Origin of the sequence: Citrobacter sp. Cb004 (assembly GCF_030337065.1) — a bacterium.
Taxonomy (GTDB): domain Bacteria; phylum Pseudomonadota; class Gammaproteobacteria; order Enterobacterales; family Enterobacteriaceae; genus Citrobacter; species Citrobacter braakii.
The window spans coordinates 1-16,296 of record NZ_JAOWCH010000034.1 but is presented as its reverse complement, the minus strand read 5'-3'; the positions used below and the strand labels follow the sequence as shown (position 1 = coordinate 16,296).

Sequence of the window (16,296 nt, the reverse complement as noted above, 5' to 3'; positions counted from 1 at the left end):
CAGGCCCCCTAAAACGGGGGCCTGAAGGGGGAAAAACGTTAACTCCATCACTCTTTTGCTTTGCAATCCGAAATTGTTTGCAAATATTTGTCACAGGTAACAAAAAAAGAGTGCCTCTCGTTGATAGAATCACATCATATAGCCACGGCAAATGTGCCTTTTAAAACATTCATCCGCATTACGGTGTGAGGAAATTAACATGAATCTTAAGCTGCAGCTGAAAGTTCTCTCGTTTCTGCAGTTCTGCTTATGGGGTAGTTGGCTCACTACCCTCGGCTCCTATATGTTTGTCACCCTTAAATTTGATGGTGCATCCATTGGCGCGGTGTACAGCTCGCTGGGGATCGCCGCCGTGTTTATGCCTACGCTGTTAGGGATCGTGGCTGACAAATGGATCAGTGCAAAATGGGTGTACACCATTTGTCACCTGGTCGGCGCAGCAACGCTGTTCGCCGCAGCCGAAGTCACCACGCCAGGTGCCATGTTCTTTGTGATCTTGCTTAACTCCCTGGCCTATATGCCAACGTTGGGGTTAATCAACACCATCTCTTACTATCGCCTGCAATCAGCCGGGATGGATATTGTTACAGACTTCCCGCCAATCCGTATCTGGGGCACCATCGGCTTTATTCTGGCGATGTGGGCGGTAAGCTTCTCCGGCTTTGAACTGAGCCATATGCAGCTGTATATCGGCGCGACGCTGTCCGTCGTATTGGCGCTGTTTACCCTGACGCTGCCGCATATCCCGGTCGCCAATCAGCAGAAAAACCAGAGCTGGTCTTCCATGTTGGGCCTGGATGCCTTCGCGTTGTTTAAAAACAAGCGTATGGCGATTTTCTTCATCTTCTCTATGATGCTGGGCGCAGAGCTGCAAATTACCAATATGTTCGGTAATACCTTCCTGCACAGCTTCGATAACAATCCTCTGTTCTCCGGCAGCTTCATCGTTGAACACGCGTCAGTGATGATGTCGATTTCGCAGATCTCCGAGACGCTGTTTATCCTGACCATCCCGTTCTTCTTAAGCCGTTACGGTATTAAGAACGTGATGCTTATCAGTATCGTAGCGTGGATGTTGCGCTTCGGCCTGTTTGCCTACGGCGATCCAACACCGTTTGGTACCGTGCTGCTGGTTCTGTCGATGATTGTTTACGGCTGCGCCTTCGACTTCTTCAACATCTCTGGCTCCGTGTTTGTAGAGAAAGAAGTTCGCCCTGAAATCCGCGCCAGCGCACAAGGCATGTTCCTGATGATGACCAACGGCTTCGGTTGTATTCTGGGCGGTCTGGTGAGCGGTAAAGTAGTTGAACACTATACGCTGAACGGTATTACCGATTGGCAGACCGTGTGGCTGATCTTCGCAGGTTACTCGCTGGTTCTGGCTTTTGCCTTCGTTGCGCTGTTTAAATACAAACACGTACGCGTTCCGGCAGGCGCCCATACTATCGCGCACTAATCTTTATTGATTAAATAGGGTCACCTGATGGTGGCCCTATTTGGTCAGATGACGCTTACTTCAGAACATATCCATACAGACGTTTAATGCCGTCTGCATCCGTTTCACTGTAAACCCCTTGCAGCTCCGGCGAGAAGCCCGGCAGCAGGTTTATGCCCTCTTCCAATGCCAGGAAGTAACGTTGCACCGCCCCGCCCCATACTTCGCCCGGTACCACGCACAGTACGCCCGGAGGATAAGGCAGCGCGCCTTCTGCCGCAATGCGACCTGCGGCATCACAAATACGCACCAGTTCAACATCACCGCGGATAAAGGCGCTGTTAGCATCCTGTGGGTTCATCGCCACGGCAGGCAAACTCTCCTGACGGAACATCGCTTTTTGCAGATCTTTCACATCAAAGCTGACGTACAGTGAGTGCATCTCCTGACACAGTTCACGCAGCGTGTAATCCCGGTAACGTACCGGATACTTGTTGAAGACGGTGGGCAGCACGTTTGCCAGCGGCGTATCGTCCTCAATATGCTGTTCAAACTGCGCCAGCATCACGACCAGTTGCGCCAGTTTCTCAGCGCTTTCTGCCGGGGTCAGCAGGAACAGAATCGAGTTAAGGTCGCATTTCTCCGGCACGATACCGTTTTCACGCAGATAATGCGCCAAAATCGTCGCCGGAATGCCAAACTCAGTATATTGCCCGGTTTGCGCATCAATGCCCGGAGTGGTTAACAGCAGTTTGCAGGGATCGACAAAATACTGGTCGCGTGCATATCCAGAAAAACCATGCCATTTAGCACCAGGTTCAAAGCTAAAGAAGCGACGCTCGCTGGCAATCACCTGTGTCGGATAGCTTTCCCACGGTTTGCCATCCACTACCGGAGGAATAAACGGTTGAAGCAGCTTACAGCGGGTAATAATCGCTTTGCGGGCCTCGATCCCCAGCGTCACACATTCCGCCCATAGCCGACGGCCGCTCTCGCCTTCATGGATTTTGGCGTTAACGTCCAGCGCCGCAAACAACGGGTAAAACGGGCTGGTGGAAGCATGCAGCATAAACGCATTGTTCAGACGCTTATGCGGGCAGAAGCGCGCCTGGCCGCGAATATGGTTATCCTTTTTATGGATCTGCGAGGTTTGCGAGAATCCGGCCTGCTGTTTGTGTACCGACTGAGTGACAAAAATCCCCGGATCGTTAGCATTGAGCTCCAGCAGCAGCGGCGACCCATCGGCCATCATCGGGATAAATTGCTCGTAACCGACCCATGCGGAATCAAACAGAATGTAATCGCACAGGTGACCGATCTTGTCGATCACCTGTCGGGCGTTGTAGATCGTACCGTCATAGGTACCCAACTGAATGATCGCCAGACGGAACGGGCGCGGTTGATCAGCCTTTTGCGGCGCAACTTCTCGAAGTTGCTGGCGCAGATACCCCTCATCAAAGCAGTGCTCATCAATGCCGCCAATAAAGCCAAACGGATTACGCGCCGCTTCCAGGTAAACCGGCGTAGCACCCGCCTGGATCAGCGCCCCGTGGTGGTTCGATTTATGATTGTTGCGGTCAAACAGCACCAGATCGCCACGCGTCAGCAGCGCATTGGTGACCACTTTATTGGCCGCAGAGGTCCCATTCAGCACAAAGTAGGTTTTATCCGCGTGGAAAACTTTCGCAGCAAATTTCTGCGCATGTTTCGCTGATCCTTCATGAATCAACAGATCGCCAAGCTTAACGTCAGCGTTGCACATATCCGCGCGAAACAGATTCTCACCAAAGAACTCATAGAAATGTCGGCCCGCAGGATGCTTCTTAAAAAACTCACCGTGTTGGTGTCCCGGGCAGGCAAACGTGCTGTTCCCCATTTCGACATACTGGGTAAGCGTGTCATAGAACGGCGGCAGCAGCTCTTCCTCATACTGACAGGCAGCAGATTCCAGCTCCAGCCAGTCCTGGGCCTGACCGCGAATTACCGCATTAACGCCCGCAGGCACATTAACATCAGACTCTGCGAACAGAAACACAGGTAGATGAAAACCGGTGCGTTTCAGCAAAGCCAGGATCCCACTGCGGCTGTCCGCAACGGTAATGACGACTGCCGCAACGTCAGTAAAATCGGTACTGTCCAGCGACACCACCTGACGATGGCTGGACAGACGAGAAACCAGTTCACTACTGGCGGCAATTTTCATTGATTTCATAAGCGCAATAACCCGTTTCGGGAAAATCAAAAGTCCCGGACAACGCCGCATGGCTTTGCCCACGAAATGACAGGTCAAACTGGTTACCAGCCCCGACCGCCAGACATCAGTAAAAGCAGATAGCCTCTGATTTTACTGTTATCCTGCAGTGAGCGTGCGCTGCCCTCACCGCATGGTGGGAGCGTAAAGATAAGTCGCGGGAAGGGGCAAACGTCGCGCAAAAAGGCGATGTTGAAGGCGATGTAGGGGGAGTAATATCATCCCAGGCAGCCCCATTCAGACAGGAGAAAATTCGCGCAATCATGGCACCTTTCACTTACAGGCGCAAGATAAAATCCTGTGTGAAAACCTTACAGATAAGCAAGCATTTCGTCTGAAAGTTGCGGCATAATAATGCAATCTGAAACATAATTTCACCCAGCTAATTGCCTTTAGTATCAAGACGATGATGGGTATGCAGGAGCAAATGTGGTAATCGGACCCTTTATTAATGCCAGCGCCATTTTATTTGGTGGCATTCTCGGCGCGCTGCTCAGCCAGCATATACCAGAACGCATTCGGGTCTCCATGACCTCTATTTTCGGGCTGGCCTCGTTAGGGATTGGTATCTTGCTGGTTATCAAATGCGCCAATCTACCGGTGATGGTTTTGGCAACGCTCGTCGGCGCATTAATTGGCGAGTTTTGTCATCTCGAAAAAGGGATCAATGCCGCGGTAGCCAAAGCGCAGCAGGTTTTCACCCGCTCGGACGCCAACGTTACGCACGAATCCTTTATTCAAAGCTATGTGGCTATCATCGTGCTGTTTTGCGCCAGCGGTACCGGGATCTTCGGTGCGATACATGAAGGGATGACCGGCGACCCGAATATTTTAATCGCCAAGTCATTTTTGGATTTCTTCACGGCCATCATTTTTGCCTGCTCATTAGGAATCGCGGTATCCGCCATTTGCATGCCGATGCTGGCAATCCAGTTAACGCTTGCCACCTGTGCAGCACTGATTTTACCCCTGACGACGCCAGCTATGATGGCCGATTTCAGCGCCGTAGGCGGTCTATTGCTGCTGGCAACCGGTTTGCGTATTTGCGGCATTAAGATGTTTGCGGTTGTGAATATGCTTCCAGCCCTGCTGCTGGCAATGCCGCTTTCCGCCGCCTGGACGGCATTTTTTGGCTGAGAATGCGTGCATTAGCAGCAATGTGGTGATAGATTGTGCAGTCTGCATTGATTTGAAGAAATTTCGTTGACGAAGCGAAGCGAATCGGGTTTAATGCGCCTCGTTGCCCGGATAGCTCAGTCGGTAGAGCAGGGGATTGAAAATCCCCGTGTCCTTGGTTCGATTCCGAGTCCGGGCACCACCTATTCTTATACGGACGTCTACTGACGTCCGTTTTTACTTTCTACATCAATAGCTTCTCACTCACGTCACGTCTACTCAGTTATACTGAAAACCACTCGCAACCACATCTGTTTGCTGGTAAAACTGTTGGTAAAGCCAGTTCGATTATTTTTTTACCAACAATCGGGGGGGATTTCGATGCCACTCACTGATATTAAAGTGAAAAATGCCCGGCCCTCAGAGAAGCCAGTCAAACTCACAGACGGACAGGGGCTCTATCTCCTCGTGCATCCCAATGGTTCAAAGTACTGGCAACTGGCATACCGTTTCAGTGGAAAACAAAAAGTTTTCTCCGTCGGCATCTACCCTCTTGTTTCCCTTTCAGAAGCCCGCAAAAAACGTGATGAGGCCAGAAAACTCCTGAGCGACGGTATTGACCCTGTTCAGCAGAAGAAACATGCCAGAAACGAAACGGCCGGGATTATCCGTTTTGAGCATGTTGCCAGGGAATGGCACCAGAAACTTTCACTCAGTGAACGCTGGTCTGAAGCACACAGTGATCGCGTGTTAAACAGTCTGATTAACCATGTATTCCCGTCTATCGGACAATGTGACATAGCCCGGTTGTCGACACGGGATCTTCTTGTCCCCATCAGATCTGTTGAAACAACCGGACATCTGGAAACGGCTTCCCGTCTGAAGCAACGACTCACTGCCATTATGCGCTACGCTGTCCAGGAAGCCCTTATCAGTCACAACACTGCTCTGGATCTGGAGGGGGCCATATCAGCACCTGAACGTACCCACAGGCCAGCTCTGGAGCTTGAGGCTATTCCTGACCTGCTGAGCCGTATTGAAGGCTATAAGGGCCGCAGGCTTACCGTACTGGCCATCAGGCTGACCTTACTGGTGTTCATTCGTTCAAGTGAGCTTCGTTTTGCCCGCTGGCCTGAAATTGATTTTAAGAATGCGCTCTGGCTTATCCCACCGGAACGGGAAGAAATCATTAACGTCAGGTTTTCCGGTCGTGGTTCAAAAATGAAAACACCACACTATGTTCCTCTCAGTCGACAGGCCATGCAGATACTGGAGGAGCTGAAAACACTAAGCTACGATGCAACTGACGGTCAGGGGCTGATTTTCGTGGGTTGTCACAGCATTCATAAACCAATGAGTGAAAATACAGTGAACAAAGCCCTGAGAACGATGGGTTATGATACGAAATCAGATATTTGTGGTCACGGCTTCCGAACAATGGCCTGCAGTTGTCTCGTGGAGTCAGGGAAATGGTCTGAAGACGCAATTGAAAGGCAGATGAGCCATCAGGAGCGAAATCAGGTCCGCGCGGCATATATTCACAAGGCAAAGCATCTGGAACAACGTCGCCTGATGCTGCAGTGGTGGGCTGATTACCTGGATGCAAACCGGGACGGGATGGTCAGGCCATTTGAGTATTCCCGGACGAAAACCGCCAGCCCGGCGAACAGTTGACTTTAAAAGTTGCCGGCACATCTTAACTCGCCCGTATACGGAGGAAAGGTTGCCTGAAGGTAGCCTTTCCTCTCCCCCAATATACAGGAAAGCTGGTTCTTATCTTATCACGTATGAATACTGGATTTAGTAATATTGATTCTTTTCAGGAAATAATAAATTCACTTCCTCCCCGTTACTTTAAGTGAATTTCAAACATAAGTCCTCTTAACCTGTTCATAAATGTCTAATATTTATTATGCTAAAGTTACCCAAATCAAATGGATGGCAAAACAGGACCTCAGTGTCAGATAGTTTTAAATTTAACTTATCATCCAGAAGAAAACATTATTATTTTTCATATACAAACAACAATGTTTAACATGCGTCAACAGAATGCATGTAAACAAAGCGATAAACAAGAATTAATAAACACATCACTATGCTCCTCCGGCACCAGGATGACCAATACCACCTGAGCGGTATCCATGCCGTCAAAACAGGTATTAATGTTAGCGCTTTATCATAACAATAAATTTTAAGGCGAGTTGGTTCCTCAGTACCGAATTAAAACAAAGCTTATGTGAGCGAAAACCCGATTTTCCAGTACTATACTCGCCATTTCCAGTTTTCCACCTGAAGAGTTAACCAATGGCGGCTGTGGCATACCCCGGCACCATTTTAGTCTTACGGATACTATATGCTGGCTGAATAAGGATGTCTCACAGCTTTTCCACCAGCGCTTTTAATTGTGTAATTAACTGCGTTTTCTCATCCCCGGCTTCTGTTTTACAGGGTCTGGTTGACTCACGGATGATCAAACGTGTAGGCAACAACTCGCTGATTTTTTTCTGCGGAGTTGCCATCAACTGGATCAGCAACTCTACTGCCCGTTTACCCAATACATTAAAATCCTGAGCAACGGTGGTTAATGGCGGCTGAAAGTAAAAGCTGTCCGCCGTGTCGTCATAACCGGTGACCGAGACAGCCTGGCTGCCGGTACGATTAAGCTGCGCCAGTGCGCTAAGCACCCCGAGCGCCATCTGATCGTTAGCCACCACGATTGCACTAATACGTGGATGCTGATGCAGTAGTTCAAACGTCTTATTCCAGCCACTGGCGGCGCTCCAGTCGCCAAATACCGTCACCGCATTGCTGACCCCCAACCAGTGCAGAGCCTCGCGCCAGCTGCTCAGCCGCATGCGCGCGGAAACCGAACTTTCCGGCCCGGCAAGTAACCCGAACTCGCGGTGCCCGGCTTCCCAAAGGTGCCGTACGCAGGCACCGCAACCGTCGCGATGATCGAAGCGCACGCAGCACACATCAGTCTCTGGTGAAACATCAAGAAACAGGCAGGCAATATCCGGGTTCTCCTCCACCAGTTGCTCCGCGAGACAGCTTTCCAGCGGCAGGCTGATAATCGCGCCACGAATATGCTGGGCGCGAAACTCATTGAGCCGGGCCTGCAGCGACGGGTAATCGACCTGCGCCGGCATTGCAATCGAGACCTCCATCTGATGCAAACCGGCATAGCTTTTCACCGCCGCAGCGATTTGCGAAGGTGCGTGCAGCGTTAGCGAGGCGGTAATCAGACCAATCGACGATGCGGATTTACCCGCCAGCAGCTGCGCAGAACGGTTCGGCACATAGTGCAGAGCCTGCATCGCGCGAATGACTTTATCACGGGTTCGTTCGGACACCACGTCCGGTTTATTCAGCACCCGGGAGACCGTCTGCTGAGACACCCCGGCCTCTCGGGCCACATCTTCCAACGTTGCCAGACGGCGCTGCATAACGTGCTCCTTATGACAGAAAATTTAAATGTCGTCCGCTAACATTTTATGTTTAAAGGACGACAAAAATCAGCCCTTTTTCTGGCGTTTCGTGATCGCCAGTGGGTTTCATTTTCGCAATTGTTGCGGACATGAGTAAAATAACTGATAACGAATCCATATTGTCTAGCGAATGACATTTTTTCACTTATCTGTCAGGTATGCGTATGCAACAACACGACTTTATCTCCGCTGCTGGGCCAAAGTTTCATGAAGTGCTCGCCCGGGAAGACTGGCAAAACCAGACTATCACTCACCTTAACCGTTTACCGGCCCACCCCACATTCGCCAGCTGGCGCGATACCGATAAGGCGCGGGATAACCAGCCTTCGGCAAGCCGCCGTCTGCTTGACGGCCAGTGGCAGTTCTCTTACGCCCGCAGCCCGTTTGACGTGGATGCCCGCTGGCTGGAAGGCGATCTGCCGGATAGCCGCAGTACGCCGGTGCCGTCAAACTGGCAAATGGAAGGCTATGACGCCCCCATCTATACCAACGTGCGCTACCCGATCGACACAACGCCGCCACGCGTCCCAGAGGAGAACCCAACCGGCTGCTACTCACTGAATTTTCGCGTCGATGAGAGCTGGCTGGCTGACGGCCAGACGCAGATTATCTTCGATGGCGTCAACTCCGCGTTCCATTTGTGGTGCAACGGCGAATGGGTCGGCTACTCGCAGGACAGCCGCCTGCCTGCAGCCTTCGATCTCACGCCATACCTTCAGGCGGGCGATAACCGTATCTGTATGATGGTGATGCGCTGGAGCGCGGGAACCTGGCTTGAAGATCAGGATATGTGGCGCATGAGCGGGATCTTCCGCTCGGTCTGGCTGCTGAATAAACCGGCGTTGCACCTGTGCGACGTTCAGCTCACGCCGCTGCTGGATGCGCTCTGTCGCGATGCCGAGCTGCTGGTCAATTTAAGCGTTGCCGCGCCGGTACCGCTTCTGGAAGAACTGGAGGTGAAGGTCGAACTGTGGGATGGTGATCGTCTGGTCTCCAGCCACCAGCAGTCGCCGGGCTCGCCGATTATCGATGAACGCGGAAGCTATGCCGAACGCGCGGCGATTCGTCTGCCGGTAGAGCGACCGGCACTGTGGAGCGCGGAAACGCCAAACTGCTACCGGGCGGTAGTGTCTCTGTGGCGCGGCGATAAAACGATTGAGGCTGAAGCCTGGGATATCGGCTTTCGCCGGGTTGAAATCAAAAATGGTCTGCTGCTGTTAAACAACAAGCCGCTGCTGATCCGCGGCGTCAACCGCCACGAGCATCACCACCAGCGCGGCCAGGTGGTGACCGAAGAGGACATGGTGCAGGATATTCTGCTGATGAAGCAGAACAACTTTAACGCCGTGCGCTGCTCGCATTATCCAAACACACCGCGCTGGTACGAGCTGTGCAATCGCTATGGCCTGTACGTCATTGACGAAGCCAATATCGAAACCCACGGCATGGTGCCGATGAATCGTCTTTCCGACGATCCGGCCTGGCTACCGGCCTTCAGCGCCCGCGTCAGCCGGATGCTGCAAAACAACCGCAACCACCCGTCGATTATTATCTGGTCGATGGGGAACGAATCCGGCGGCGGCGGCAACCATGAAGCGATGTATCACTGGCTGAAGCGCAACGATCCCTCCCGCCCGGTACAGTACGAAGGGGGAGGCGCCGACAGCACCGCCACCGATATTATCTGTCCGATGTACGCCCGAGTTGAGCGCGATCAGCTGATTCCGGCGGTGCCGAAATGGGGGATCAAAAAGTGGATCAGTATGCCGGGCGAGCAGCGCCCGCTGATCCTCTGCGAATATGCCCACGCGATGGGCAACAGCCTCGGCAACTTTGCCGATTACTGGCAGGCCTTTCGCGACTATCCGCGCCTGCAGGGCGGGTTTATCTGGGACTGGGCGGATCAGGCCATCAGCAAAACCTTCGACGACGGCAGCATCGGCTGGGCCTACGGCGGTGATTTTGGCGATACACCGAACGATCGCCAGTTCTGTATGAACGGTCTGGTCTTCCCTGACCGCCGCCCGCACCCTTCATTAATTGAGGCGAAACATGCGCAGCAGTACTTCCAGTTTACTCTGCTTGCGCAATCCCCGCTGCGTATCAGCATCAGCAGCGAATATCTGTTCCGCGCCACCGATAACGAAGCGCTGCGCTGGCAGGTCCAGGCCGCCGGAGAAACCTTTGCCGAGGGTCAAGTGAGGCTTGAGCTTCGTCCTGAAGGCCAGAGCGAGCTGACGCTGTGCGATGCGCTGGCGCTGCCCGCCGGCGCGGAAGAGGTGTGGCTGACGCTGGAGGTAGTCCAGCCGCAGGCCACCGCCTGGTCCGACGCCGGGCATCGCGTAGCCTGGCAGCAGTTCCCTCTCGCCGCGCCGCTGGCGTTGCGCCGCCCTGCCCCCGTCGGCACGGCACCAGCGCTGGAGAGCAGCGACGCGGCCTGGACCGTACGCAGCGGCTCGCAGCAATGGACTATCGACCGGGAGAGCGGCCTGCTGACCCACTGGCAGGTGGAGGGCGTGGAACAGCTGCTGACGCCGCTGCGCGACCAGTTTGTGCGCGCGCCGCTGGATAACGATATTGGCGTCAGCGAAGTGGAGCGCATCGATCCCAACGCCTGGGTTGAACGCTGGAAGAGCGCCGGGCTCTACGACCTCAGCATCCGCTGCGTAAAGTGTGACGCCCAGCGCCTGGCCCATGAAGTGGTTATCGACAGCCACTGGCATTATCTGCGCGGCGACGAAGTGGTGATTGTCAGCCACTGGCGGATGACGTTTGATGAAGAAGGCAAGCTGCATCTGGCGGTCGATGGCGAACGCGCAGGCACCCTGCCACCGCTGCCGCGCATCGGGTTAAATTTTCAGGTTCCCGACCAGCATGAACCTGTTTCGTGGCTTGGCTACGGTCCGCATGAAAACTATCCTGACCGCCGCACCAGCGCCTGTTTCTCCCGCTGGCAGCTGCCGCTGGAAGAGATGACCACGCCGTACATTTTCCCGACGGAAAATGGCCTGCGCTGTGACAGCAAAGCGCTGGACTGGGGGCGCTGGCACGTGGCGGGCGGCTTCCACTTCTCCGTACAACCCTATGGCACCACGCAGTTAATGGAGACAGATCACTGGCACTGGATGAAGCCGGAAAACGGCATCTGGATCACCCTCGATGCCCATCATATGGGCATTGGCGGCGATGACTCCTGGACACCGAGCGTACTGCAGCAATGGCTGTTGCTTGAGACACAATGGCAATATCAGTTAACGATTCATTTCCAATAATAATCGGGGGCATAGCCCCCAACCTTACAGGCATAATAATATGGAAGATTCACGATGAAACTCTCTGAACTCGCACCACGGGAACGGCATAATTTTATTTATTTTATGCTGTTCTTTTTCTTCTACTATTTCATTATGTCGGCCTACTTCCCCTTTTTCCCGGTATGGCTGGCAGAAGTTAACCATTTAACCAAAACCGAAACGGGGATCGTTTTCTCCTCCATTTCGTTTTTCGCAATTATCTTCCAGCCTGTATTTGGGCTGATTTCAGATAAGCTTGGACTTCGCAAACATCTGCTGTGGACTATCACGATTTTATTAATCCTGTTTGCACCCTTCTTTATTTTCGTCTTCTCACCGCTATTGCAGATAAATATCATCGCGGGTGCGCTGACAGGAGGGATTTATCTGGGGATCGTCTTCTCCAGTGGTTCCGGAGCGGTAGAAGCCTATATTGAGCGAGTCAGTCGCGCTAACCGTTTTGAATACGGTAAAGTTCGCGTGTCCGGCTGCGTAGGCTGGGCACTATGCGCGTCGATCACCGGCATTTTGTTTGGTATCGATCCCAATATTACCTTCTGGATCGCCTCCGGTTTCGCACTAATCCTCGGTGTACTACTGTGGGTATCAAAACCGGAGGGCAGCCATAGCGCCGAGGTTATCGACGCGCTGGGCGCTAACCGTCAGGCCTTCTCAATGCGTACCGCCGCCGAACTGCTGCGGATGCCGCGGTTCTGGGGCTTTATTATTTACGTTGTGGGTGTCGCCAGCGTATATGACGTTTTCGACCAGCAGTTCGCTAACTTCTTTAAAGGCTTTTTCTCCAGTCCGCAGCGCGGGACCGAGGTCTTCGGCTTCGTCACTACCGGTGGAGAATTACTCAACGCAACGATTATGTTCTTCGCCCCTGCCATCGTGAACCGCATTGGTGCCAAGAACGCCCTGTTGACTGCAGGGATTATTATGTCAGCGCGTATTTTAGGGTCTTCTTTTGCCACATCAGCCATAGAAGTGATTATCCTGAAAACGCTCCATATGTTTGAACTTCCGTTCCTGCTGGTCGGTACCTTCAAATATATCTCCTCGGCATTTAACCCGAAGCTCTCTGCAACATTATTCCTGATTGGCTTTAATTTATCGAAACAGCTTTCGGGCGTTGTACTCTCTGTATGGGTTGGGCGGATGTATGATACCGTTGGCTTCCATCAGGCTTATCTTATTCTTGGTTGTGTCACATTAAGTTTTACTCTTATTTCTATCTTTACGCTGAAAGGGAGTAAAATATTGTTCCCGGTCACCGGTGATAACAGTGCCACCTGATAATAAAAGCTCATTTTTGGGGCAGTCGTCATGAAACTGGACAGTTCATGTTAAATGTAGTGATGTGATGGACGTCCCTTCCTAAGGTAGTCAGTGCCATATTTTTGCTGACTACATTAATCCGGGAGTAACATTACATAAATACGATCAGAGTTGTTGTATCGATATTGCTAAATCTGTTTTTCAGGTATATGTCTGTATGGTTGATGGTTCCATTGCCTGGAACAGAAAAATATCGCGTCAGAAATTGCAGCGTACGCTTTGCCAGTTTTAACCGAGTACGTTAACCGCTATGGAAGTCTGTTCAATCTCTCATTACCGGGGCAGCCCCCCAGTACTATGGGATTCAGCGCCCAGCAGGTGAAAGTCTTTGTCAGAAGCCAGAAGAACGATGTTCTGGTAATTGTGCAACACATGTCGCCCCGAGCATCCACTTTGTTCCGGCCAGGACCATAGAGCTGCAGGATATCAAAGCGCTGCGCAATCCCCGTCTGCTCATTGGTTATGGTTTCATTATTCCCGTCGGGATCCTGCATCTGCAGCAGCTAGCGAAAGAAAATCCCAATATCATCAATGTCGGTTGCTGGAGTCATGTCCGCAGACGGTTCGCTGAGTTATATAAAGCAAACGAAGATCCACGGGCGGGGTTCGTTCTGAAAGTCATCGGAAAGATGCTCTGCCTTGAAGATAGTATCCGCCAGTGTTCACCGGAAAAGAAAGTACAGTGGCGAGGGCAATATATAAAACCCCTGCTGGATAAGCTTCATACCTGGCTGACAGAGCAACGGGACGTCTGCCCGCCTGGGTCAGCGTTGTATAAAGCGATAAACTATCCACTGAAACCCAAAATGTGGCCCGCACTGGTTCGCTTCCTGGAGGATGGCAGGGTTCCCACCGTGCCGAACGGGCCATAAGGCCGGTGGCGATGGGGCGAGCCAGTGGGTTGTTCGCAGGCTCCCTGGCTGCGGGCGAAAGAGCGGCGCAAATAATGGGGCTGCTGGAAACGGCGAAAATGAACGGTCTGGAGCCTCATGCGTGGCTGACGAATGTGCTGAAACGCCTGCCGTCCTGGCCGGAGGACAGGCTGAACGAGTTACTGCTGTTCCCTTCATATCGGTTCAGCGAATAACTGAAAATCCTGATGTCGGGAAACGCGAACCGGAGGCAGTAAACCTGACGATACTGCCTTCACACCTGACTCAGGATCTCCGGCAAAGCCTTACGCCGCAGGTCGTTAGCCAGAGCCAGTACCTGCATCATATCTCCGATATTACCGCAGTCAGTACTTCGACACCTGCCAGCAACACCCAGGTCAGTACTTCAACGCCTGACACAATACCTGCGCTAAAACCTGAGTCGGTTGGCTTATCGGCGCTCAAAAACGTTCTGTCAATACGAGTTCGCCGCAAGCTTACGATCATGAATCGTAAAGCAGCGAGACATGAATATGCGTCTCAGATTTTTGAATCTGCAAATGGCGCATTGCTGATGTCAGTAAACTCTCCGCTATCAGTCATCAGCACTTAACATTTATTTATTTTTATTATGTTATTTTACATAATTACATGCAGAAGTCAGTAACGCTCATCATTTTTTAAAAATCATAAAATCACAGAACTCCCCCGTTACTTCCGGTAAAAGTAACATATAATACCTTACACATTCTTCACATTCATTTAATATTTACAAACCTTATATTTAGTCAAACTATGAAATCTTAATTTTCACCCGCAAATTGTTTTATACTCCGCACTCGTTTATCTGGCTGAAAAATATCATCGTTCTCTAATAAAACCCTGAATATCGGATACACACAGAATATAATTTATCACCACAGCATTAATTCAACGACAGAGAAACAGAATTAATCAGATCCCCCCGTACTCAACTCTCTTTCATTCAAAGATATCTCAGGCCAAAAATTTCAGCGCTTCGCCTGTGCAACCGAAGCAGTAAAACCTGAGCGTCGCCTGTATCGCAAGAGAAGCGTTTAACAGAGACGTAAATGAAGCAATGTATTATTATATAAATAACATCTGCTGTATCAGCGTTTTTTAACGCTTATAACTGAAGCAAGGGCTAACCCTGCGAAGCCGCTGCGCTTGCGTCTTCGGGTTCCCCTTGCTTTTCTTCCCTTCGGTTAGAAAAGGAAAGCGAGCCCCAGAGCCGCCGGCCTCTAATGCTGTTCATTCTGCTGATAAGCTTATATAGTGCATGCTCTTCCGCAGGCTGTGTGGACTCATCATCATAGCTTCCAAGACATTATTTCGTATATCAGGTTACCACCTGAGACTCATGCTTAATAACTATCGATTCGAATAACAACCCGTAATCGATTCAGACACTACTTTGTTTTTATTATTCTATTTACATACCCGATAGTTAACTCTTATGTTTATATTTATATGTAATGGCATTACATATAAATATAAAAAAATAAAAATAAATTTGAAAAACAAAAATCCATTGATTATTGTTATTTTACATTATTAATAAGGAGAAAAATATGAATCAAAAAAAACAAAACAACAATACCCTGAAACTCTTCAAAATAAAATCACCAGCAGAGCTTAAAAAACTTTTAAAGACAGGGGTAGACATAAACACGCTCAATTCCTCGGACCAGAATGCTTTGTTCGGTTGCCGGGTGATGCTGCCAACTTACTGATTTAGTGTATGATGGTGTTTTTGAGGTGCTCCAGTGGCTTCTGTTTCTATCAGCTGTCCCTCCTGTTCAGCTACTGACGGGGTGGTGCGTAACGGCAAAAGCACTGCCGGACATCAGCGCTATCTCTGCTCTCACTGCCGTAAAACATGGCAACTGCAGTTCACTTACACCGCTTCTCAACCCGGTACGCACCAGAAAATCATTGATATGGCCATGAATGGCGTTGGATGCCGGGCAACCGCCCGCATTATGGGCGTTGGCCTCAACACGATTTTCCGCCATTTAAAAAACTCAGGCCGCAGTCGGTAACCTCGCGCATACAGCCGGGCAGTGACGTCATCGTCTGCGCGGAAATGGACGAACAGTGGGGATACGTCGGGGCTAAATCGCGCCAGCGCTGGCTGTTTTACGCGTATGACAGGCTCCGGAAGACGGTTGTTGCGCACGTATTCGGTGAACGCACTATGGCGACGCTGGGGCGTCTTATGAGCCTGCTGTCACCCTTTGACGTGGTGATATGGATGACGGATGGCTGGCCGCTGTATGAATCCCGCCTGAAGGGAAAGCTGCACGTAATCAGCAAGCGATATACGCAGCGAATTGAGCGGCATAACCTGAATCTGAGGCAGCACCTGGCACGGCTGGGACGGAAGTCGCTGTCGTTCTCAAAATCGGTGGAGCTGCATGACAAAGTCATCGGGCATTATCTGAACATAAAACACTATCAATAAGTTGGAGTCATTACC

At 51.3% G+C, this 16,296-nt stretch carries 11 protein-coding genes and 1 tRNA gene; 10 read left to right on the top strand and 2 right to left on the bottom strand.

The genetic code is table 11. The features are described from left to right. Positions 1-199: 199 nt before the first annotated feature. On the top strand, positions 200-1,456 hold the full coding sequence (locus OGV65_RS02250; RefSeq protein WP_286454555.1) for a nucleoside permease: 1,257 nt from the start codon (positions 200-202) through the stop codon (positions 1,454-1,456). A 55-nt stretch (positions 1,457-1,511) separates the two neighbouring features. Here OGV65_RS02250 and OGV65_RS02245 read toward each other — a convergent pair whose 3' ends face one another. Next, a complete protein-coding gene (locus OGV65_RS02245; protein ID WP_286454554.1) occupies positions 1,512-3,647 on the bottom strand; it encodes an ornithine decarboxylase in 2,136 nt (711 codons plus the stop codon). A gap of 468 nt (positions 3,648-4,115) precedes the next feature. Between OGV65_RS02245 and OGV65_RS02240 the strand changes: the two genes are divergently transcribed. From OGV65_RS02240 to OGV65_RS02230, 3 genes are all read left to right on the top strand, one after another. Then, complete coding sequence (locus OGV65_RS02240) at positions 4,116-4,823, top strand: DUF554 domain-containing protein (RefSeq protein ID WP_046274954.1); 708 nt, start codon at positions 4,116-4,118, stop codon at positions 4,821-4,823. Positions 4,824-4,928: 105 nt separating this feature from the next. Continuing rightward, a tRNA-Phe gene (locus OGV65_RS02235) sits at positions 4,929-5,004 on the top strand. A 179-nt stretch (positions 5,005-5,183) separates the two neighbouring features. Beyond that, entirely contained in the window at positions 5,184-6,476 is a 1,293-nt protein-coding gene (locus tag OGV65_RS02230) for a tyrosine-type recombinase/integrase (protein WP_286454553.1), read from the top strand. A gap of 701 nt (positions 6,477-7,177) precedes the next feature. On the opposite strand, the gene OGV65_RS02225 is transcribed toward OGV65_RS02230, so the two are convergent. Continuing rightward, entirely contained in the window at positions 7,178-8,248 is a 1,071-nt protein-coding gene (locus tag OGV65_RS02225; RefSeq protein WP_286454552.1) for a LacI family DNA-binding transcriptional regulator, read from the bottom strand. A 206-nt stretch (positions 8,249-8,454) separates the two neighbouring features. Between OGV65_RS02225 and OGV65_RS02220 the strand changes: the two genes are divergently transcribed. The 6 genes from OGV65_RS02220 to OGV65_RS02200 all read left to right on the top strand — a co-directional run bounded on the left by OGV65_RS02220 (position 8,455) and on the right by OGV65_RS02200 (position 16,281). After that, complete coding sequence (locus OGV65_RS02220) at positions 8,455-11,562, top strand: beta-galactosidase (protein ID WP_286454551.1); 3,108 nt, start codon at positions 8,455-8,457, stop codon at positions 11,560-11,562. A gap of 54 nt (positions 11,563-11,616) precedes the next feature. After that, positions 11,617-12,882 (top strand): MFS transporter, encoded by a 1,266-nt coding sequence (locus tag OGV65_RS02215; RefSeq protein ID WP_286454550.1) that lies wholly within the window; start codon positions 11,617-11,619, stop codon positions 12,880-12,882. Between the two features lie 314 nt (positions 12,883-13,196). Continuing rightward, a complete protein-coding gene (locus OGV65_RS25380; RefSeq protein WP_353655061.1) occupies positions 13,197-13,796 on the top strand; it encodes an IS66 family transposase in 600 nt (199 codons plus the stop codon). Beyond that, entirely contained in the window at positions 13,733-14,011 is a 279-nt protein-coding gene (locus OGV65_RS02210) for a transposase domain-containing protein (RefSeq protein ID WP_286454549.1), read from the top strand. Before OGV65_RS25380 ends, OGV65_RS02210 begins: the two co-directional genes overlap by 64 nt. A 1,377-nt stretch (positions 14,012-15,388) precedes the next feature. After that, a complete protein-coding gene (locus OGV65_RS02205) occupies positions 15,389-15,550 on the top strand; it encodes a hypothetical protein (RefSeq protein ID WP_286454548.1) in 162 nt (53 codons plus the stop codon). A gap of 33 nt (positions 15,551-15,583) precedes the next feature. Then, positions 15,584-16,281, top strand: a protein-coding gene (locus OGV65_RS02200) for an IS1-like element IS1B family transposase (RefSeq protein WP_095033700.1) whose coding sequence is annotated in 2 segments (ribosomal slippage) — positions 15,584-15,833 and positions 15,833-16,281 — 699 coding nt in all. Because the reading frame shifts where the segments join, the coding sequence is not laid out codon by codon here. Positions 16,282-16,296 lie beyond the last annotated feature (15 nt).